Below are 20,180 nucleotides of genomic sequence, written 5' to 3'. Positions count from 1 at the left end.
GGTCCTATCTGATCATGCCGAGAAGCGTGTCGTACATCTCGCTCGCGGTGGTCATGACGCGCGCGGCGGCGGCGTAGCTGTTCTGAAGCACGACCATCTGGCCGAGCTCCTCGTCGATATTGACGCCCGAGACGCTGTCGCGGCGGTTGATCGCGTCGTCGCGGCGTGCGCCCATCTGGTCCGCGCGATCGGTAGCGCGCGACGCGGCGGATCCCGCATCGCCCAGCACGACCGCGGAGAAGCGCGCGATCGTCATCGTCCCCGCGTCGCCGAGATCGACCGCGCTCGCCAGCGCATCGACCAGCGCGGTCGCGCCGCGCCGGTCGCTCGGCCCCAGCGCCTTCGTTCCCACCGCGACGGGCTGGAGCCGGGCGAGCGGGAGGCGGGTCGGATCGGCGAGCACGTCGCGGCGGACACCGGCGCTGTCGAGCCCCGCCCCCGCCGCGCCCAGCCCGGTGATCGCCGCAAAGCCGCGTCCGGTGCCGCCGCGGTCGGTCGTGTCGGACAGGACCGAGAGCATTGCCCCCGATTCGGCCCGGGTGGCCGAGAACCGCAGGCGTCCGACATCGTCGAGCGCGAACTGGCCATAACCGCCGAGTGGACTGGCGTTGAGCTCGTCGATCAGGTCGCCATAGCTCGGCCCCGTCGCCCCCGTCAGCGCATAGCGCGCGACCAGCCGGCCCGACGAATCGCGCAACGCGAAATCGACCGCCTCGCCGGCGGCGAAGCGATGCGGATCGGCGGTGGTGAACCCCGACGGCACCAGCATGCTCGTGTCGCTGCGGACGATGTCGTTCAGCCCGAAATAGTGCGACAGGCCGATCCCGGCCCGCGCGCTCGGCCGCGCGGTGTCCTGCGCCACGGCGACGCCGGTCCCTGCCCCGGTCGCGGCGATGGTGAGCGTGCCGTTGGCGAACGACGCGGTCGCCGCACCGCCCAGGCCGGTATTGATCGCCGCGATCGCATCGTCGACGGTTGCTGCCGCGCCGAGCGCGTCGAAGTCGAGCGTGGTGCCGGCGACCATCGTGCCGTCCGACCGCGTCACCGCGATCAGCGCCGCGCCGGTGAACCCCAGCCGGTCGCCACCGGTCAGCGCGGTCGCGCGGCCGGTGAGTATCGCCGGCGGGGGCACCGCAGAGCCGGTGTTGGACGCGGCATTGATCGTCCGCGCGAGCCCCGTGAACAGCGTCTCGACCCGCGCCGAAAAGGCGGGCAACTGCCGGTCGCGCAGGTCGAGCAGTCCGCCGAGCCGCCCGCCCATCGCCGGTGTGTCGAGCGTCGTCCCGGTCGCCGCGCCGAGCGTGCCGTCCGCCTCGGCGAACCGCACGTCGATCGTCGGATAGACCGGCTGTGCGCTGCCGACGCCGCTGGCGGGATAGGAGAGCTGGCGCAGCCGCTGGTCGAGCAGCGGGACGCCCGAGGCGGTATCGATCGTCACCCGCCCGCTCGGCTGTTCGCGCGCGGTGATGCCGATCAGCGCGCTGAGCTCCTCTAGTGCGGTGGTGCGGCGGTCGGCGGGGCCCGACGCGCTGCGCCCCAGCCCCTGCAGCCGCGAAATCGAATCGTTGAGCGTGTCGACCGTGCGCAGCAGCGCGTTGACCCGCTCGACCGTGTCGCCGACCTCGCCCTCGATATCGCCGCGCAGCACGTCGACGTCGCGACCGAGCTGGCGCATCGATCCGATCGCGTCCTCGACCATGCCGACAAAGGGCGCGGTGACCGCGGAGCCGCCATTGGCGCCGGCCATCGCGGTCGCGGTCGCCGCGATCGCGTCGAGCCGCGCGGGCAGCGCGGATTCGGACCCGGTCGCGCCGAGCAGCGACTGCAACCGGTCGAGATAGCCCGCCTCGACCTCGGCGCGGCCCGCGTCGCCGCTGCGGCCATAGACGGTCGCTTCGAGGAACTTGTCCGCGACGCGGCCGGGTTCGCCGACCACCACGCCGTTGACGCGGCCCGCGGTCACCCCCGTCTGCAACGCGACCGTCTCGCGCGCATAGCCCGGCGTGTTGACGTTCGCCAACATGAACACCACCGGGTTCAAGCGCCAGCGCGCGGCGTTTCAGGACCTGCTCTATCAGCAGGAGACGCGCCCCGGTTCGGCGGCAGGCGGCGACGGCCAGGCCAAGGTGCCGACCGGGATCCAGATCGGCGCGGGCGTGAAGACCGGCGGCGTTTACCGCATCACCGAACAGGGTGCGCCGAACCAGACCGGCAACCGCTATGACATCGCGATCCAGGGGCGCGGCTATTTCCAGGTGACGCTGCCCTCGGGGCAGATCGGCTTCACCCGCGACGGATCGTTCCAGCTGTCCGAACAGGGCGAGCTGGTCACCGCGGACGGCTTCCGCGTCGAGCCCGCGATCGTCATCCCGCCCGAGGCGGTCGACGTCGCGATCTCGAAGACCGGCGAAGTCCAGGTCAAGCTCGCCAACGATCCCGCGCTGCAGACCGTCGGCCAGATCCAGCTCGCGACCTTCGTCAACGAGGCGGGGCTCGAGGCGCAGGGCGGCAACCTCTTCCTCGAAACCGCCTCGTCGGGGCAACCGACCGTCGCTTCGCCGGGCCAGCCGGGCTTTGGCGACACGCTGCAGGGCTTTGTCGAGGCGTCGAACGTCAACCCGGTGTCCGAGATCACCGCGCTGATCACCGCGCAGCGCGCCTATGAGATGAACAGCCGCGTGGTGAAGACCGCGGACGAGATGCTCGCCACCTCGAGCCAGCTCCGGTGAGCCGCCTGGCAATTGCCCTCGTGCTGCTGCTGGCATCGCGGGCTGCGCTCCCGGCGCAGGCGGCGGACCCCGTCGAGACGCCCGTCGCCGTGCTCACCCGCGCGATCGCGCGTGGCGACATCCTGAGCGCGACCGATTTCGAGCTGCAGCCGCGGGCCGCGGTCGCCGCACGCGGCGTGCTGGCGGCCGACGCGGCGAGCGGACGCGAGGCGGTGCGCGCGCTGCCCGCGGGCACGATGGTCCGCGCCGGCGACCTCGTCGCGCCCCGGCTGGTGCGCCGCGGCGAGGCGGTGACGCTGTCCGTGCAGGGTCGCGGGTTTGCGATCACCACCGCGGCGCGGGCGCTGGCGGCGGGCGGCATGGGCGACGTCGTCCGCGTCGTCGCGCTGTCCACCAACCACAGCGTCGATGGCGTCGTCACCGGCGCGGGCAGCGTCCGCGTCGCCGCGCAATGAGGAGAGTTTCGATGACCAGACCCGCGACGATGTTCCTGATCCTCGCCGGCGCGACCGCGCTGTCGGGCTGCGGCACGATCGGCCAGCTCAAGACGATCGGCAAGGCGCCGAAACTCAGCGAGATGACCGCGGTCGACACCCCGCTGACTGAGGATTCGCTCGGCCAGCCGAGCCGTCGCCCGGCCGCGCCGCCAATGGCGCTGGCGCCCCCCGACGCATCGCTGTTCCGCGCGGGCGCGGGTGCGTTTCTCGGTGACCAGCGCGCGGCGCGCAAGGGCGACATCCTGACCGTGCGGATCAACGTGGCGGACCGCGCCGAGGTCGGCAACACGACCGCACGCACGCGCGGCGGCTCCGAGAATGCGGGGCTGACCGCAGCACTCGGGCTCGGCGTCGCGACGCCCGACCCGCTGATCGCCGGCAATTCGAAGTCGCAGTTCAACGGATCGGGCAATATCAGCCGGTCCGAGACGATCAGCATGACGATGTCGGCGATCGTCACCGACGTGCTGCCCAACGGCAATCTGATGATCCGCGGCCGCCAGGAGATCCGCGTCAATTACGAGCTGCGCGAGCTGATCGTGACCGGCATGGTGCGCCCGCAGGACATCAGCCGCGACAACAGCATCCGCCACACGCAGATCGCCGAGGCGCGGATCAGCTATGGCGGCCGCGGCCAGCTGACGCAGGCGCAGCAGGCGCGCTGGGGCCAGCAGATCTACGACGCGCTGTTTCCGTTCTGACGCGCGCGCCCGCGCTGCAAATAATCCGCGCAGCGCGACCAAGTCCCCGGATTTCTTCCCAGAATAAGGAGCGGGTCGGATCTGACCGCTCCGTCGGCGAGCCGCCGTACGGCTCAAGGACGCAGAAGCGACCGACTATTCCAGAAGGAAGAATATCATGGGAATGTCCGTTAACACCAATGTTGGCGCGATGGCGGCCCTTCAGGCCCTCAACGAGACCAGCAAGGGTCTGTCCGTCGTCCAGAGCCGCATCAACAGCGGCCTGAACGTCGCATCGACCAAGGACGATTCGGCAGCCTTCACGATCGCCCAGGGCCTTCGCGGCGATCTGGGTGGCCTCAAGGCGGTCAACTCCTCGCTCAGCCGGGCGAAGAGCGTGGCCGACGTTGCGGTCGCAGGCGCAGAGCAGATCTCGGACGTCGTCAACCAGATGAAGACGCTCGCCAAGCAGGCGTCGGACGATGGCATCAGCGACGAGAGCCGCGCTGCGTATAACAAGGACTTCACCGCCCTTCGCGACCAGATCAGCACGATCGTCGATTCGTCCGAGTTCAACGGTACGAACCTGCTCAAGACCGGCGGCGGCACCGTGAGTGCGTTGCAGTCGCTGACCAACAAGGCAACCGGCACCGACACCTACGATCCCGATACGCTCTCCATCGCCAACCAGGAAATCGACCTGCCGGCGACGGAAACCGCGTCCGCGGGCGTGGGTACCGGCGTGCTCGGCCAGGATTCGGAAATCGACACGGCTGCCAAGGCCAAGGCGATGGTCGATACCCTGGACACGCTGGGCAGCTCGCTCAACACCAAGCTGAGCGATCTCGGCTCGGGGTCGCGCAAGATCGACGCACAGATGACGTTCACCAGCAAGCTGTCGGACGCGATCGAAAGCGGCGTCGGCAAGCTGGTCGACGCGGATCTGGCCAAGGAATCGGCGAAGCTGCAGGCACTGCAGGTCAAGCAGCAGCTTGGCGTTCAGGCGCTGTCGATCGCCAACCAGGCACCGCAGACGATCACCTCGCTGTTCCGGTAAGCCGGTACGAGACACGATCCCGCCAAGTCCCCCAAGCACATCGGCGGGGGGTCGTGGAAACCGGGGTGGCCGATCGGCCACCCCGGTTTTTTCATGCCTGTTTTCAGGCGGCGGCGCGCCTGGATACGGGTAATCCCTTAATAGCCGTGCGGCCCGGTTCGACTAGGGTCGAGCGAACCGGCGGGCGGACCAGCCACGAACGACCGGAGAGGATGAGGTCATGGACTACCGCGTTTCGCTGTCGCTCTCGGTCACCGACCCGCATGCGCTGTGGTCCGCCGCGGCGGCCTGTGCGCTGACCGCGCCGGGCATGACGCTCGACGACGTCGTCGAGACGATCGGCAGCGAGCATGATCCCGACATCGCCGACTGCATCGCGCTGCTACTGCTGTCGCCGCGGATCACCGGCGCGCGGATCGAAGACTTCGCCTGCCGTCGCGCCAGCAGGCCCGAGCGCGTGGCCGACGTCACCCCGCTGCCGACCCGCCCCCGCGCCACGCGGCACGGGCTGAACGCCAACGCCTGAGATACGCCGGGCCGGGGTTCGGCGCAGCGCGCGGGCTCCAGCGCGATCAGGCGCGGCGCGCCGCCACCTCGACCAGCAACACCGCCGCGATCGTCGGATCGACCCGGCGCAGGGCCGTGGAGACGTCCTGCGCCAGTCGCCGTGCATCGACCGGCGTCGACGCGGAGGCATGCAACCGCGCGAATTCGATCGACGCGACCAGCGCCGCCTCGCGCAGTTCGGGCCGACGCGTCTCGATCGCCCCCGCGCCTGCGACATCCGCGGCCTGGAGCACGAGCTTGACCTTCAGCCGTCCGTCCGCACGATCGCCTTCGACGATCGGCACGTCGAGCGGATCGAGCATCACGAACAGCGGCGACGGCCGTACGGGTTCACCTTCCGCCCCGCCCCCTTCGGACGCCGCGGCGCCCGGCGCCATGACCGGCGCGGTCAGCAGCGCCGCGATCAGCAGCGCGATCTGCTTGGGTGAAGGGCGGGTGCGCATCGCTCGGGCTCCGGTTTGTGGTTTCGTCGGGACGTCGCCCCGAATGCCGGCCGACGCCGACGATCCGCAGGTCTTTGCCTCTATAATAGGAGGATAGCGGAGGGATGGAGCGCAAGTGAGCCACGATCAGAAACCCGCGCGCGTCAGGATCGTCGCGAACGGTGCCGAGACGGACGCCCGTCGGCGCGGCGATGCAACGGCGATCGCGCCGATGCCCGCGGCCGGACCGGGCGATGGTCATCATGCCGCTGCAGGCAACAGGGTCGCGACGATCGTGTTCGCGCTGCTGTTCCTCGGCGCCGCCGCCGCTGCCGCAGTCGCGGTGACGCTGGCCTTCGCATGATCCGCCTCGCCATCGCGCTGGCGATCGGCGCGGGGCTGGCCGGACCGCACCCCGCACGCGCCGCCGAGACGGCGCACCCGAGCGCGCCGCACCCGAGCACGCCGCACCCAAGCACGACGCCCGCGCAACCGTCGCCACCCGCCCCCGCCCGCCCGGCGCCTATACCCTTTGCCGCCGAGCTCGCCGCGCAGCCGCTGCCGCCGGCGCGCATCGCCTGGACCGAGATGAGCGAGCAGGCGGCCTGGGCGGCGCTCGCGACCGCCACGCCCGCGACACGGCAAGCGACACGCTGGCGCTATGCGGTCGCCCTGATCGCGCGCGACCGCGCCGGCGAGGCGCTCGGCGTGCTCGACGTGATGGCGGCCGACGATACCGGGCTTGCAAAGGTCGCCGCGTGGCGGCGCGCGCGCGGCGTCGCGCTCGGGCGCCTCGGGCGGACCGATCCGGCGATCGCGGCGCTCGACGACCCTGCGCTCGCGACCGATCCCGAGACCTGTCTGTGGCGGATGCGGATCCTGGCGGAGGCGGGTCGTGCGGCGCCGGCGCTGGGCGTCCTCGGCTGTGCGATGCCCGCGCTGAACGCGCGTGGCGCCAAGGCGCGCCGCCCCTTCATCCTCGCCGCCGCGCGCGCGGCGATCGACGCAGGGAGGCCCGGCCCGGCGCGCGACTGGCTCGATCGCCTCCCGGCGACCGACGCGGCGGCCGCGCTGTTGCACGGCGAGGCGGACCGTGCGCTCGGCGCCGCGGCGACGAGCCGTCGCTGGTTCGATCTGGCCGCACGCACCGGCGATCCCGAACAGCGCGCCGCAGCCACGCTCGGCACGATCGAGACCGATCTGGCCGCGCGCACGCTCGCCCCGCCGGTCGCGGCGCGGCGGCTGGCGGCGCTGTTGTTCCGCTGGCGGGGGGGCATGGTCGAACGCCGCGGGCTGACGCTGGCAATGAGCCTCGCCACCCGCCGCGGCGACGAACCCGCATTGCTGGCGGCGGCTGCCGCGCTGCTACGCTACGGCAATGTCGGCGCCGACGCGGCGCCGCTGTCGGCGACCGTCCAGGCGCATCTCGTCGCACTGGTGGCGCCGCAATCGACCATGCCGCTCGACACCGCCGCCGGTCTGCTCTGGGATTACCGCGACCTGATGCCGACGGGGGCGGAAGGCGACCGCGTGGTGTGGATGCTTGCCGACCGGCTGCAACAGGCCGGGCTCTATCGCCGCGCCGCCGAACTGCTCGAACGCCGGCTCGGCACCACGCAGCGCGACGTCGAACAGGGCCCCCTGTCGATCCGCGTCGCGACGCTGCGGATCCTGGCGGGCGCGCCCGAAGCCGCGGTCCGCGTGCTGCGCGACACCGCGATGATCCCCTATCCCGACGCGATCCAGGACGAGCGGCGCCGCCTCCAGGCGGTCGCGCTCGAACTGCTCGGCCGCCACGCCGAAGCGGTGGCGACGCTCGCCGACATCCGCGACGCGACGCCGATCCGCGCCGAATTCGACTGGCACGCGCGCGACTGGTCGGGCTTAGCCGCCAGCGGCACCGCGCTGCTGCCCGCCCCCGGACCGCGCGGCGGCCTGTCTGCGGAGGGCCAGGCGATCGTCCTGCGCCAGGCGATCGCCCATGCGATGCTCGGACAGGAGGCCGCGCTGGCACGGCTCAACCGGCGCTATGCCCGCGCCTTCGCGCCGCTGCCGACCGCGCCGGTGTTCGCGATGCTGACCGCGCCGGTCGGAGGCTTCGACCCGGCGCGACTCGATTCCGCGATGACCGCGCTGTCCGCGGCAGGCCCCGCGGGCGCGATCGGCGACCTGCTGACCGCGGGACAGGCGGCGCGGACGTCGACGCGACTGGACTAGGTCGCCGCGCCCCTGCCCACGGATCATGCGCGCCACCTGCGAGTTGACCCTGTTCACCAGGAGAGCCGCATGCCCAGCACGATCGCGCAGATCATCACCGAGATCGCCGCCGAGATCACCGACGACGCCGCGCGGATCGAGGCATCGGCGGACCGCAAGGAGGACGCCGCGCCCGGGCCGATCGGCATCGCGGTCGCGCTGACGTCGGGCACGCTGCTGACCGCGGGCGCGGCGACGACGGCATTCCCGATCCAGAGCATCTCGAAGCTGTTCGCGCTCGACCTCGCGCTCGCGGCGATCGGCGACGACGTCTTTGCACGCGTCGGGAAAGAGCCGTCGGGCGACCCGTTCAACTCGATCGTCGATCTCGAGCGGACCAAGGGCGTGCCGCGCAACCCGTTCATCAACGCAGGCGCGCTGGCGGTCGTCGATATCCTGGTCGAACACCCGCCCGAGGACGGCGACGATCCGGCGGTCGCCCGGCTGATCGGGCGCGAGACCGGGTCCGATGGCGTCACGTTCGACGAGGACGTGATGGCGTCCGAGCAGGAGGGTGGCGATCTCAACCGCGCGATGATGAGCTTCATGCGGCATCACGGCAATCTCCATGCCGATCCCGATGCGGTGATGGCCGCCTATGTCCGCAACTGTGCGATCGCGCTCGATTGTCGTGGCCTTGCCAAGGCGGGCGCGTATCTCGCGGCGACGCGGCGGACGCCCGATGACCCGAAGGCCGACGCGGTCGCCAAGCGCCACCGCACGGTGCTCGGCCTGATGATCACCTGCGGTCATTATGACGGGTCGGGAGATTTTGCGGTGCGGGTAGGCTTGCCCGCCAAGAGCGGCGTCGGCGGCGGCATTCTCGCGATCGTGCCGGACCGGGCGGCGATCGCGGTCTGGTCGCCCAATCTCGACCAGCACGGCAACAGCATCCTCGGCATCCGCGCGCTCGAGATGATCGCGCACCGGACCGGCTGGTCGGTGTTCGGGCCGCCGCTGGTCTGACGCTCAGGCGGCGAGCCGGGTAACCGCCACCCCCGAGGATCGCGGGTCGGTGTCGCCGGGTGCGCCGATGATCGTGTCCCCCGGCAGCTCGGCAAAGTCCGCCGTCGCATCGGTGAACGGCACGACCGGCCGCCCGAGCAGATAGCCCTGCGCCACGTCGCAGCCGATATCGTGCAGCACGTTGAGCTGTTCGCGCGTCTCGACCCCCTCGGCATGCGTCAGCACGCCCAGTTCCTTGCCGATCGCGACGGTCGCGCGCAGCACCGCCATGCAGCGCGGATCATTCGCCGCCTCGGCGACGAAGCTGCGGTCGATCTTGATCCGGTCGAAACGGAAGTCGCGCAGATGCGCGAGCGACGATTGACCGGTGCCGAAATCGTCGAGCGACACCTTGATGCCGAGCTTGCGGATCCGGTCGAGCATCACCGCGGTCCGGCCCGCATCGTCGATCAGCGCGGTCTCGGTGATCTCGATCTCGACCCGCTCGGGAGCGACGCCGTGGATCAGGATCGCCTGCGTCAGGCTGTGGAGCAGCCCTTCCGACTTCAGCTGCGCGGCGGAGATGTTGATCGCGACGTTGAGATGCGGCGACCAGCCCGCGAGGTGGCGGCACGCCTCCATCATCACCCAGCGGCCGATATCCTCGACCAGCCCGCATTGCTCGGCGATCGGGATGAAGACGCCCGGCGGGATCCAGCCGCGCACCGGGTGGTTCCAGCGGATCAGCGCCTCATAGCCCGTCGTGCCCCCGGTCAGCAGATCGACGACCGGCTGGAAGGCGAGTGCGAAGCCGCCCGTCTGGACCGCTTCGTGCAGGTCGTCGACGATCCCCTGACGTTCGGCGAGCCGTTCGGCGAGCCCGGGCAGATAGGCCTGCGCGCGCCGCCGCCCGAGCCGCTTGGCCTCGTACAGCGCCATGTCCGCGCGCTTCATCAGGTCGTCGGCGGAACAGGCGCCCGAAAAGTGGGAAATGCCGATGCTGCAGCTCGGCAGCAGCCGGCAGCCGTTGATGACGACCGCGCCGCTCAATTGCGCGACGATCGAATCGGCGAGCGCCGCCGCCGCGTCACCCGTCTCGCTGGCGAGGATCGCGAGCTCGTCGCCGCCCATCCGCGCGATGAAGCTGTCCTGGGGCAGCAGCCGCGTCAGCTCGGCCGCGACATGGACCAGCAGCTGGTCGCCGACCGCGTGACCAAAGGCATCGTTGATCCGCTTGAAATCGTCGAGGTCGATCATCAGCAGCGAGAAGGGCGTGCCGATCCCGATCCGCGCCTCCTTCTGCTCGCGCAGCGACCGGCGGTTCCCCAGCCCGGTCAGCGGGTCGTGATAGGCCAGGTGCGTCAGGTTGCGCAGCGCCTGCCGCTCCGCGCTGACGTCGTTGAAGGTCAGCACCACGCCCTTGGACTGCATCGGACGGCACTGCATCCGATAGACGCAGCCATCGTCCATCGCCCATTCGCGGTCGAACGTCGCGTCGGTCCGGATCCATTGCTGCATCGCCGCGCGGATCTCGGCGCGCCGCTCGGGCCGCCAGCCGCGATGACGCGCGACGATGTCGATACAGGCGGTGATCGTCATGCCCGGCGCGATCGCCCCGTCCGGGATTGCGTACATCTCGAGGAACCGGTGGTTGAAATGCTGCAGCCGGGCATTGCCGTCGATGAACACCAGCCCGTCCGACATGCTTTCCAGCACCGCTCTCAGCGTGTGCCCCTCTTCCTCGCGCGTCGTCCTGAACCGCTCGAAGGTCAGCAGGCTGGCGAGGCAGGTGACCGACACGCCGAACGCCATGCAGGCGGCGACGAGGCCCGGCGACAACAGGCTGCCGCGCACGTCGCCGATGCTGCCGATCACGATATCGCCCGACAGCGCGACGAAATGCGTCGTGCAGATCGCGAGCGCGAACAGCATGCAGGCGGCGGTGCGCGAGCGCGCCCAGCCGCGGTGGAGCTGCCACGTCGCCATCAGCACCGTCCCGAGCACCAGCCCGGTGATGTTCGTCGGCCAGGAAAACACGTGGACGCAATCGGTCATGCCCGTCAGCCCGACCGCATGCATGCACCAGATGCCCGCGCCCGCGATCGTCGCCGCGGCGATCCGCGCGACGCGGCGGCGCAGGCGGGTGACCGCGACCAGCGGCACGCCGACCAGCGCGATGCCGACCACCGCGGACAGGATCGTGATCGGCACGTCGTAGCGGAGCAGAAGGTCGGGACGATAGGCGAGGATCGCGATGAAATGCGTCGCCCAGACGCCGAGCCCCGCGGCGAGTGCGAGCGCGGCATGCCGCCAGCCGAGCGGTTCGCCGGGCTCTGCCGCGGTCCGGTCGAGATCGATCGCCAGCATCGCCACCGACCAGCTCGCGGTAAGGCAGATTCCAATAGCGACGGCGACCAGCGACCCCGAATGCTCGAAATGAAGATTGAAAAGGGGGACCACGATCTTTGCTCTCAGGAAGTCACTCCCAATCGCATGAATTTATTAAAGAAAGTTATAACCGAAACGGCTTGATAGGGCCCCTTGCCCGGCCGGCACGATCAATTGCCCGCCGAGGCGACGACGGCCCGGGTCACATCGCCCATCAGCCGCATCCGCACCGGAATCGGCTCGCGCGTGCTGGCGATCATCACCGCGACCGCATAGCGATGGCCGTTCGGCGCGACGAGCAGCCCGATATCGTTATAGCCGGTCGACAGGCTGCCCAGATCCTGCCCGGTGCCGGTCTTGTGCGCGAGCGACCAGCCCGGCCGCAGCCCCGACTTCAGCCGCAGCGGCCCGGTCTTGCTCGACCGCATCAGCGTCAGCAGCGATGCGGTCGAACGCGCGCTCAACAGCTTGCCCTGCGCGAGCAGCGACAGGCCGAGCGTCACGCCATTGGCGGATGCACCGTCGTAGGGCGCCGCGAGATAGCGGTTGAGCGCCTTCGCCCGCGCCTCGTAGGTCATCGCCGCGCGCGCCTGGAGAAAGCCCCAGCCCCCCGCCCATTCGGGCCGCCATTCGAGCCCCGCGGTCTTCGCCTGCAGCACCCGTTCACCCGGGCCGAAGGTCACGCCCTCGACACCCTTGGCGTCGAGCATCCGGTTGATCGCCGCGGGCCCGCCGACGCGCCACAGCAGCACGTCGTTGCAGGTATTGTCGCTGCGCGTCATCGCGCCGCGCAACAACTCGTCGATCGTCGTCGTATAGCCGTCCGCGCCGATGAGTGCGCGGATCGGCTGGTGGAACAGCGTCAGGTCGGCACGCGTCAGCGTGACGCGGTCGGACAGCGAAATCTGCCCGCGGTCGACGGCGTCCATCACCGCGATCGCCACCCACAGCTTGCTGACGCTTTGCTGCGGACGCCGTGTGTCACCGTCCCAGGCCACCACCCAACCCTCGTCGATGTCGCGCACGGTGATGCCGACCTGTCCCTTGAAGCTCGCGCCGAGCGCCTGGACGGCGTTGAGCAGGTCCGCCGCGGGCTGGGGTCTGGTCGACGGCCGCGCCGGCGCCGATGGCCGGGGCGCCGGCGCCACGGTCGTGACGGTCAACGGCGGCGGTGCGGGGCGCATCGGCTGGCGCCCCGCGGGGACGCACGCGCCCAGGCTGGTGACCGCGGCAAGGATCCCGGCGAGGCGATGAGACACTGAAATTGGCACGATAAGTTCCCCTTGTCCGCTGCTTAGCGCGCTGAGCGCTGCGCGGAACCCGAAAGCTGCCGCATCCGCCGCGTTTCGGGTTCCGCCGGTCGCACGCCGCCGATCCGCCGCGACGCGGCTTTGGCTCCGGTGGCGCTGCCCGGCCCACCACGTCCACCGCCCCTTGTCTGGCTGAAACCGGGACAATCGATTGCGTCAATTCTGCAACATTATGACGTCCATATGAAAGTCGTGCGTATTTTCGGTTGCAAAGACGGGACCGCTATGGCCGTTTGTTGCCAGGACAGGTCAAGGACGAAGCCGGACAGGCGGCCGTCCTTGCGTGTGACAGGGCAATTTCCGCAGGCGCGCCAAGGGGAATCGGCGGTCTGGAACGGCGATGATGGGGGAGGATCCTGAGAGCCACTTTTCAAAGGGGGCTTAGGATGATCAGATACACGACCTCGACCGTCGCACTGGCGGCCGCACTTCTTGCCGGGTCCGCCGCCTTCGCAGCGACGCCCGGCAGCGGCCAGGATGGCGCCGCGCCCACGCCCGCACCGGCCAGCGCCGTGCAGGAAAGCGTCCCCGACGCCGCCAGCGCGACCCCCGAGCCGTCGAACGACATCGTCGTGCTGGGCACGCGCCGGACCGATCGCACGCTCGCCACGTCGCCGTCGCCGGTCGACGTGATCAGTTCGGCCGAACTGACGTCGCAGCCCGCCGCCAACATGATCGACGCGCTCAAGAATATCGTGCCGTCCTTCTACGCCGGCCAGAATTCGATCTCGGACGCCTCGACCTTCGTCCGCTCGCCGTCGCTGCGCGGCCTCTCGGGCGATCAGGTGCTCGTGATGATCAACGGCAAACGCTATAATCGCTCGGCACTCGTCCAGGTCTATGGCGGCAGCGACACCGGGCTCGGTCGCGGCGCGCAGGGGCCCGACATCTCGGCGATCCCGTCGCTCGCGATCGGCAATCTGCAGGTGCTGCGCGAGGGCGCGACCGCGCAATATGGCTCCGACGCGATCGCCGGCGTGCTCAATTACGGCCTGCGCGAGGATCAGGGGATCGAACTGGTCGGTCGCGCCGGCCAATATTATGCGGGCGACGGCGAAAGCTATCAGATCGCGGGCAACGCGGGCGTGAAGGGCGACTGGGGCTTTATCAACGTCACCGGCGAATATGTCGACGAGGGGCAGACCAGCCGCGGCCGCACCCGCCCGTCGGCCGCCAATTTCGCGCAGAATTTCCCGGCGCTCGCGAACCAGCTCCCCAATTATCCGCTGCCCGTGCAGATCTGGGGCAATTCGCCCTCGCACGGCTTCAAGTCGGTCTACAACTCGGCGATCAACGTCACCGACAGCAGCAAGATCTACGTCTTTGCCAATTATGCGCAGAGCAAGGGCAATCAGAGCTTCAACTACCGCGCCTCGGTGTCGAGCACCGCGGTCGACACGAACGGCGTGGTCCGCAATCAGGGCGCGAACGGCGCGTTCAACAACACCTTCTTCCTCACCCCCTGCCCGGCCGGCAACGCGACCTGCCCGAGCGGCGGCTTCGTGCGCGACGGCAACACCTTCCGCTTCGGCACGCTCTACCCCGCCGGCTTCACGCCGCGCTTCGTCGGCAAGACGCAGGAGGCGTATGGCGTGCTCGGCTACAAGGGCACGTCCGGTGCGTTCAGCTACGACCTGTCGGGCACGCTGGCGCGCAACAAGCTGTCGCTGTCGATGTATGACTCGGCCAATTTCTCTTACGGCCCGGCGACGCAGACCAGCTTCGACTTTGGCGACCTGATCCAGAAGGAAACCAACTTCAACGCCGACTTCACCTATGCCGCCGACCTCGGTCTCGCCGCACCGCTGACCATCTCGGCGGGCGGGGAGTTCCGCAAGGAAACCTACGAACAGACCGCGGGCGACACGCAATCCTATGCCGCGGGGCCCTATGCGATCGCGCAACAGCTCTTCACCCAGACCGCGCCGGGCGTGTACGTCGCCTCCGGCACGACCGCGGCGCAGGGCGTCGGCGCGAGTGGCTATGCCGGCACCAGCCCCGCCACCGCGGGCAAGTTCAGCCAGAAGGCCTATGCCGCCTATGTCGGTCTCGAAACCGACCTGACTGACGCGCTGACGGTCGGTGCGGCGGGCCGGTACGAACATTACAACACCTTCGGCGATGCCTGGGTCGGCAAGGTGAACGCGCTGTACAAGTTCGCCGACGCCTTCTCGGTCCGCGGCAGCTTCGGTACCGGCTTCCACGCACCGTCGCCGGGCCAGTCGAACGTCTCGATCGTCACGACCTCGTTCAACAACGGCGTCGCGTTCCAGGCGGGCACCTACCCGACCAACACCGCGGTCGCGCAATATTATGGCGCGAGCAACCTGACCCCGGAAAAGTCGACCAATTACGGCCTCGGCTTCATCCTCGAACCGGTCCGCGGGATGACGGTCACGGTCGATGGCTACCGGATCAACCTGCGCAACCGGATCGGGCTGACCTCGCCCTTCATCGTCACCGCGGCGGACCTTGCCGCGCAGCCGGCGCTGCTGCCGGTCGGTGTCGGCGGCCAGGTCCAGTATTTCACCAACGGCTTCAAGACGCGGACCCAGGGCATCGACGTCGTCGGCACCTACCGCACGCGGTTCAGCGAGGCGGAGCTGAACTTCTCGCTGGCGTATAACTACAACGACACCAAGGTTACCGAGTTCGATGCCCGGGTGGTCGGCACCGCGCAGCTGATCGATGCGGAAAATCTGGCGCCAAAGCACCGCGTCGTCTTCAACGCCGGCTGGACGCTCGACAATCTGAGCCTGAACGTGCGCGAGAATTACTACAGCTCGTTCACCAGCGCGCAGGATTACGGCCAGACCAACGGCGTGCCGAACCAGGTCTTCAGCGGCAAGTTCGTCACCGATCTGGAGCTCAGCTACACGTTCGCCGAGCATTTCACGGTCGCGGTCGGCGCGCAGAACTTCACCGACGAGCATCCCGACCGGCTCAAGCCGACCTCGACGGTGCAGATCTATCCGCTCACCGGCGGCACGTCGGACGGCCAGGTCTATCCACGCAACGGCGGGCCGTTCGGCTTCAACGGCGGCTTCTACTATACGCGTCTCCGCGTGAAGTACTGAGATTGGACGGGGGGCGCCGCGGTGCCCCCCGTCTTTTCACCACCGGATCAATGCGCGGCGGCGGGGTCCACCGGTCGGGCGGGCCGCGGCGCCAGCCAGATGATCGCGGCGGATACAAAGAAGATCAGCGCGGCAAAGGCGAACAGGTGGTTCGTCGCCAGCGCGAAGCTTTCCTGCTCGACGACCCGCTCGATCAGCCCGCGCCCCTGTTCCGCGCTCAGTCCGTGCTGCTGCGCGTTGGCGATCACCTGATCGCCATTGTTGAGGATGTTGGTCAGCTCGGCGCGGTTCGTCTGCGCGTTGTTCTGCCACATGGTGCTGCCGATCGAGGTGCCGATCGCCGCCGCCAGCGTCCGCAGAAAGCTCATCACGCCCGCCGCCGACGCGGTCTCCTCGGGATTGACCGCGCCCAGCGCGATGATCGTCAGCGGGATGAAGAAGAACGGCATGCCCAGCCCCTGGACGAGCTGCGGGGCCGCCAGAATCCAGAAATCCGCGCCGCTGAACCAGAAGGTCCGCAGCACCGACGTCAACCCGAGCCAGAAGATCCCGAAACACACCAGCGCGCGCGGGTCGACCTTGTTGCTCAGCTTGGCGACGATCGGCGAGAAGATCACCGCGAGCACGCCGTTGAACGCGGTGACATAGCCCGCATCGCTCGCGGTATAGCCCATCGTCGACTGCAGCCATTGCGGGATGATCACGACCGAGGCGAAGAACGTCCCGAAGCTGAAGGCGAGCGCGGTCACCGCGACGGTGAAACCCCGGTGCCGGAACACGCGCAGGTCGACGATCGGATTGCCCGCGGTCAGCTCCCAGATCAGGAAGGTGACGAAGCCGATCGCCGCGATGATCGCGCAGCCGACGATGAAGCTCGACCCCAGCCAGTCATGCTCGCGCCCCAGATCGAGCATGATCTGCAGCGCCGCGATCCACACGACCATCAGGAACAGGCCGAAACGGTCGATCGGCACGATCTCGGTCTTGGTCTCCGATTTGCGCAGCAGCGTGAAGACGCCGACGATACAGAAGATCGCGATCGGCAGGTTGATGTAGAAGATCCACGGCCAGGACCAGTTGTCGCTGATCGTCCCGCCCAGGATCGGCCCGAGGATCGGCGCGGTGACCGTCGTCATCGCCCAGGCGCCCATCGCCGCCGCGCGCTTCTGCGGGGGGAAGATGGTCAGCAGCAGCGTCTGGGTCAGCGGCATCAGCGGGCCGCCGCAAAAGCCCTGCCCGATCCGGAACGCGACCATCGCGCCAAGCGACGAGGCAAGGCCGCACAGCGCGGAGAAGACCGCAAAGCCGATCATCGCCGCCATGAAGACGCGGATCGTGCCGAACCGCCGGACCAGCCACCCGGTCAGCGGCACGCAGATCGCCTCGGCGACCGAATAGGAGGTGACGACCCAGGTCCCCTGGGTCGGCGACACGCCGAGCCCGCCCGAGATATGCGGCACCGACACATTGGCGATGGTCGTGTCGAGCACCACCATGAAGTTGGTCAGCGCCAGCACGAAGCCCGCAAGGATGAGGCGCGGGCCGGTCAGCACCGGCGCGGACGTGTCGGCGGCCATCGATCCGTTCCTAGCGATCGCCCGAGATGTCGATCTCGGCGTCCATCGACAGCCCGACGCGCAACGGATGATCGCGCAGCTCCTTGGGGTCGAGCGCGATGCGCACCGGCAGACGCTGGACCACCTTGATCCAGTTGCCGGTCGCGTTCTGCGCGGGGATCAGCGCGGACGACGCGCCGGTCCCGCCGGCGAGCCCGACGACGCGGCCGTGATAGACGACGTCGTCGCCGTGCAGGTCGGAGATCAGCGTCGCATGCTGGCCGACGCGGACATGCTGCAGCTGGCCCTCCTTGTAGTTCGCGTCGACATAGAGCTGGTCGACGGGCACGATCACCATCGCCGCGGTGCCGGGCGCGAGCCGCTGGCCGATCTGGACGTTGCGCTGCGAGATCACGCCGTCGATCGGCGCACGCACGACCGCGCGCGACAGGTCGAGCCGGGCCTGGCGCAGCTTGGCGCGCGCGGCGAGGACCTCGGGGGCGTTGTCGCGCGTCGTGCCGCGGGTCAGCGCGGTGTTGGCGGCGCGATCCTCGAGCGCGGAGGCACGCGTCGCGGTCGCCTGCGCGATCCCCGCCTGCGCGATCGCGACATTGGCGCGCGCGGTGCGCAGCGCGTTCGTCGCCGCGGTCACCTCGTCGCCCGATACCGCGCCCGCCGCGACCAGCGCCTGGCGACGCTGATAATCGATCTGCGCGCGGTCGAGATTGCCCTGGGCGAGCAGCAGCTGCGCGCGGGCGGCACCGATATCGGCACCGCGCGCATTGGCCTGCGCCTGGAGCGCATCGCCCGTCGCCGCGGTCTGGCCATAGCGCCGCTCGGCGCCTGCCAGATCGGCTTCGGCCTGCGCGACCGCGATCTGCAGGTCGGCATCGTCGAGCCGCATCAGCACCTGCCCGCGCTTGACGGTCTGCGTGTTGCTCACCGTGACCGCGATCACCTGCCCGCTGACCAGCGGCATGACCTGCGCGGTTTCCGCCGCGACATAGGCGTTGTCGGTCGTCACGCGCTTCGAGAGCACGAGCGCATCGTAGACGAAATACAGGACGGCGATCACGACCAGCACGGCCGCGAAGATCAGCAGCAGCCGCTTGCGCTTGCCGGGGTTGGCGGTGTCGACCTTGGGGCTGTCCTTGGGATCGGCCTTGGGCTCCTCGGCGGGAGTCTGGTCGCTGTCGTGGGATGGGGTGTCCATCATCGTGTCCCGCTGGTCTGGATAAGGGGTTGGAAGCCGCCGCCGAGCGCGCGCACCAACTGCACGTCGAGCGCGAACCGGCGCGAATCGATCGCCGCGACCGAACGCCGCGCGGTCAGCACCGCTTCCTCGGCGCTCAGCACGTTGAGAAAGGTCGACAGGCCGCCGCGATAGCGCAGCTGCGCGACCTGATACGCGCCTTCGGCATCGACCAGCGACGCGCGCGCATCGCGCATCTGTGCGGCGACCTGGCGCCGGCTGGTCACGACATCCGCGACCTCGCGCAGCGCGTTGATCACGATGCGGTCATAGCTGCCGACCGCCTCGTCATACTGGCCGCGCGCCTGCCGATACTGGCCCTGCAGCGCGCCGCCGCGAAAGATCGGCAGGCTGATCGCCGGGCCGACATTGCCGATGCTCGATCCGCCCTTGAACAGGTTGTCGAGGCCGAGCGATTGCAGCCCGATCAGCCCCGACAGGCTGAGATTGGGGTAGAAATCGGCGCGGGCGACCTTGATCCGGCTCGCTGCCGCTTCGGCGCGGGCGCGCGCGGCGGCGACGTCGGGACGCCGGCCGATCAGGCCGATCGCCGCGTCGGCGGGCAGTTCGGTGGTGAGCACGGGCACCGCCGGCCGGGTAATCGTCAGTGCGCGATCGGGCCCGGCGCCGAGCAGCGCGGCGATCGCGTTCTTGGCGAGCGCGATCTGTTCGGCGTTGCTGGCCAGGTCGACCCGCGACGCCGGCACCGCGGAGCGCGCCTGTTTGAGCTCGGCCTGCGTGTCGAGCCCGATCGCGACGCGCTCGTTCACCAGCCGCTCGCTCGCGCTGCGCACCGCGTTCGCCCGCTGCAGCACGTCCTGTTCGGCATAGAGCCGCGCGAGATCGGCATAGCGCGCGGCGATATCGGTCGCGAGCGTCAGCGCCGCCTGCTCGCCATCGAGCCGCGCCGCCTCGGCCTCCGACGTCGCCGCGACCAGCGCCGCGCGGTTACGCCCGAACAGGTCGAGATCGAGACCTGCGTCGAGTGCCAGCCGGCCCGTGTCGTTCCAGCCCTTCGGAATGAATTCCGCGGGGATGCCGTTATTGTAGCTCTGCTTGTTGAGCCCGACCGTGCCCTCGGCGTCGAGCCGCGGCTGGTTGGCGGCGCCCGCCTGCTGCACCGCGCCGCGCGCGGTCCGCACGCGGGCCGCCGCGATCGCGATATCGGGCGATCCCGCCAGCGCCTCGGTAATCAGCGTGTCGAGCTGCGCATCGCCGTAGCCCCGCCACCACTGCGCCGCCGGCCACGCCGCATTCGACGCCGGGCCGTTCGACGCGAGGCTGTTGCGCGATGCGTAGGTGTCCGCGGATGCCAGGACGGGCGGCGGTCCCAGATCGGGCACCGCGCAGCCGGCAAGCCCGGCTGCGATTGCAGTGCAGCCGGCGAATCGAATCAGTCGCATTGAATCATCGTACTCCTGCGTACGCTCGGCAGATGGTCCCG

The 20,180-nt window shown here is 69.6% G+C and carries 16 protein-coding genes; 9 read left to right on the top strand and 7 right to left on the bottom strand.

The features are described 5' to 3' along the window. Window positions 1-4 precede the first annotated feature (4 nt). The gene (locus ASE89_RS13890; RefSeq protein ID WP_082451552.1) at window positions 5-2,023 is read right to left on the bottom strand and encodes a FlgK family flagellar hook-associated protein; all 2,019 of its coding nucleotides are present in this window, start codon (window positions 2,021-2,023) and stop codon (window positions 5-7) included. Between ASE89_RS13890 and flgG the strand changes: the two genes are divergently transcribed. The 5 genes from flgG to ASE89_RS13865 all read left to right on the top strand — a co-directional run bounded on the left by flgG (window position 2,022) and on the right by ASE89_RS13865 (window position 5,489). Next, window positions 2,022-2,729: a flagellar basal-body rod protein FlgG gene (gene flgG, locus ASE89_RS13885; RefSeq protein ID WP_082447031.1), complete on the top strand. Its 708-nt coding sequence runs from the start codon at window positions 2,022-2,024 to the stop codon at window positions 2,727-2,729. The two genes, ASE89_RS13890 and flgG, sit on opposite strands and share 2 nt — an antisense overlap. Next, the gene (gene flgA, locus ASE89_RS13880) at window positions 2,726-3,184 is read left to right on the top strand and encodes a flagellar basal body P-ring formation chaperone FlgA (protein WP_056678908.1); all 459 of its coding nucleotides are present in this window, start codon (window positions 2,726-2,728) and stop codon (window positions 3,182-3,184) included. The genes flgG and flgA overlap by 4 nt, the downstream gene beginning before the upstream one ends. Window positions 3,185-3,195: 11 nt before the next feature. After that, window positions 3,196-3,927 (top strand): flagellar basal body L-ring protein FlgH, encoded by a 732-nt coding sequence (gene flgH / locus ASE89_RS13875; RefSeq protein ID WP_056678905.1) that lies wholly within the window; start codon window positions 3,196-3,198, stop codon window positions 3,925-3,927. 157 nt (window positions 3,928-4,084) lie between these two features. Continuing rightward, window positions 4,085-4,963 carry a flagellin gene (locus tag ASE89_RS13870; protein ID WP_031395278.1) on the top strand — a complete coding sequence of 293 codons (879 nt, stop codon included), beginning with the start codon at window positions 4,085-4,087 and terminating at the stop codon, window positions 4,961-4,963. Window positions 4,964-5,183: 220 nt separating this feature from the next. After that, window positions 5,184-5,489 (top strand): hypothetical protein, encoded by a 306-nt coding sequence (locus ASE89_RS13865; protein ID WP_056678902.1) that lies wholly within the window; start codon window positions 5,184-5,186, stop codon window positions 5,487-5,489. 46 nt (window positions 5,490-5,535) lie between these two features. Here ASE89_RS13865 and ASE89_RS13860 read toward each other — a convergent pair whose 3' ends face one another. Continuing rightward, the gene (locus ASE89_RS13860; RefSeq protein WP_056678899.1) at window positions 5,536-5,973 is read right to left on the bottom strand and encodes a hypothetical protein; all 438 of its coding nucleotides are present in this window, start codon (window positions 5,971-5,973) and stop codon (window positions 5,536-5,538) included. A 115-nt stretch (window positions 5,974-6,088) separates the two neighbouring features. Between ASE89_RS13860 and ASE89_RS13855 the strand changes: the two genes are divergently transcribed. From ASE89_RS13855 to glsA, 3 genes are all read left to right on the top strand, one after another. Further along, window positions 6,089-6,316: a hypothetical protein gene (locus ASE89_RS13855; protein WP_056678896.1), complete on the top strand. Its 228-nt coding sequence runs from the start codon at window positions 6,089-6,091 to the stop codon at window positions 6,314-6,316. Beyond that, on the top strand, window positions 6,313-8,169 hold the full coding sequence (locus tag ASE89_RS13850; protein ID WP_056678893.1) for a hypothetical protein: 1,857 nt from the start codon (window positions 6,313-6,315) through the stop codon (window positions 8,167-8,169). The genes ASE89_RS13855 and ASE89_RS13850 overlap by 4 nt, the downstream gene beginning before the upstream one ends. Before the next feature lie 69 nt (window positions 8,170-8,238). Then, the gene (gene glsA, locus ASE89_RS13845) at window positions 8,239-9,174 is read left to right on the top strand and encodes a glutaminase A (RefSeq protein ID WP_056678890.1); all 936 of its coding nucleotides are present in this window, start codon (window positions 8,239-8,241) and stop codon (window positions 9,172-9,174) included. Window positions 9,175-9,177: 3 nt separating this feature from the next. On the opposite strand, the gene ASE89_RS13840 is transcribed toward glsA, so the two are convergent. Further along, entirely contained in the window at window positions 9,178-11,613 is a 2,436-nt protein-coding gene (locus ASE89_RS13840) for a bifunctional diguanylate cyclase/phosphodiesterase (protein WP_056678887.1), read from the bottom strand. 98 nt (window positions 11,614-11,711) lie between these two features. Then, complete coding sequence (locus tag ASE89_RS13835; RefSeq protein WP_082451701.1) at window positions 11,712-12,725, bottom strand: serine hydrolase; 1,014 nt, start codon at window positions 12,723-12,725, stop codon at window positions 11,712-11,714. Between the two features lie 512 nt (window positions 12,726-13,237). Here ASE89_RS13835 and ASE89_RS13830 point away from each other — a divergent pair. After that, complete coding sequence (locus ASE89_RS13830; protein ID WP_056678884.1) at window positions 13,238-15,928, top strand: TonB-dependent receptor plug domain-containing protein; 2,691 nt, start codon at window positions 13,238-13,240, stop codon at window positions 15,926-15,928. Between the two features lie 47 nt (window positions 15,929-15,975). On the opposite strand, the gene ASE89_RS13825 is transcribed toward ASE89_RS13830, so the two are convergent. The 3 genes from ASE89_RS13825 to ASE89_RS13815 are packed head-to-tail and all read right to left on the bottom strand — an operon-like array spanning window position 15,976 to window position 20,139. After that, window positions 15,976-17,505, bottom strand: a complete 1,530-nt coding sequence (locus ASE89_RS13825; protein ID WP_031396601.1) for a DHA2 family efflux MFS transporter permease subunit — start codon at window positions 17,503-17,505, stop codon at window positions 15,976-15,978. A 10-nt stretch (window positions 17,506-17,515) separates the two neighbouring features. Then, window positions 17,516-18,700: an HlyD family efflux transporter periplasmic adaptor subunit gene (locus tag ASE89_RS13820; protein ID WP_081874039.1), complete on the bottom strand. Its 1,185-nt coding sequence runs from the start codon at window positions 18,698-18,700 to the stop codon at window positions 17,516-17,518. Next, entirely contained in the window at window positions 18,697-20,139 is a 1,443-nt protein-coding gene (locus ASE89_RS13815) for an efflux transporter outer membrane subunit (RefSeq protein ID WP_056678881.1), read from the bottom strand. The genes ASE89_RS13820 and ASE89_RS13815 overlap by 4 nt, the downstream gene beginning before the upstream one ends. Window positions 20,140-20,180: the final 41 nt, after the last annotated feature.

Source organism: Sphingomonas sp. Leaf30 (genome assembly GCF_001422525.1).
Classification (GTDB): Bacteria; Pseudomonadota; Alphaproteobacteria; order Sphingomonadales; family Sphingomonadaceae; genus Sphingomonas; species Sphingomonas aerolata.
The sequence above is the reverse complement of the archived record's forward strand: the minus strand, read 5'-3'. Positions and strand labels throughout refer to the sequence as shown.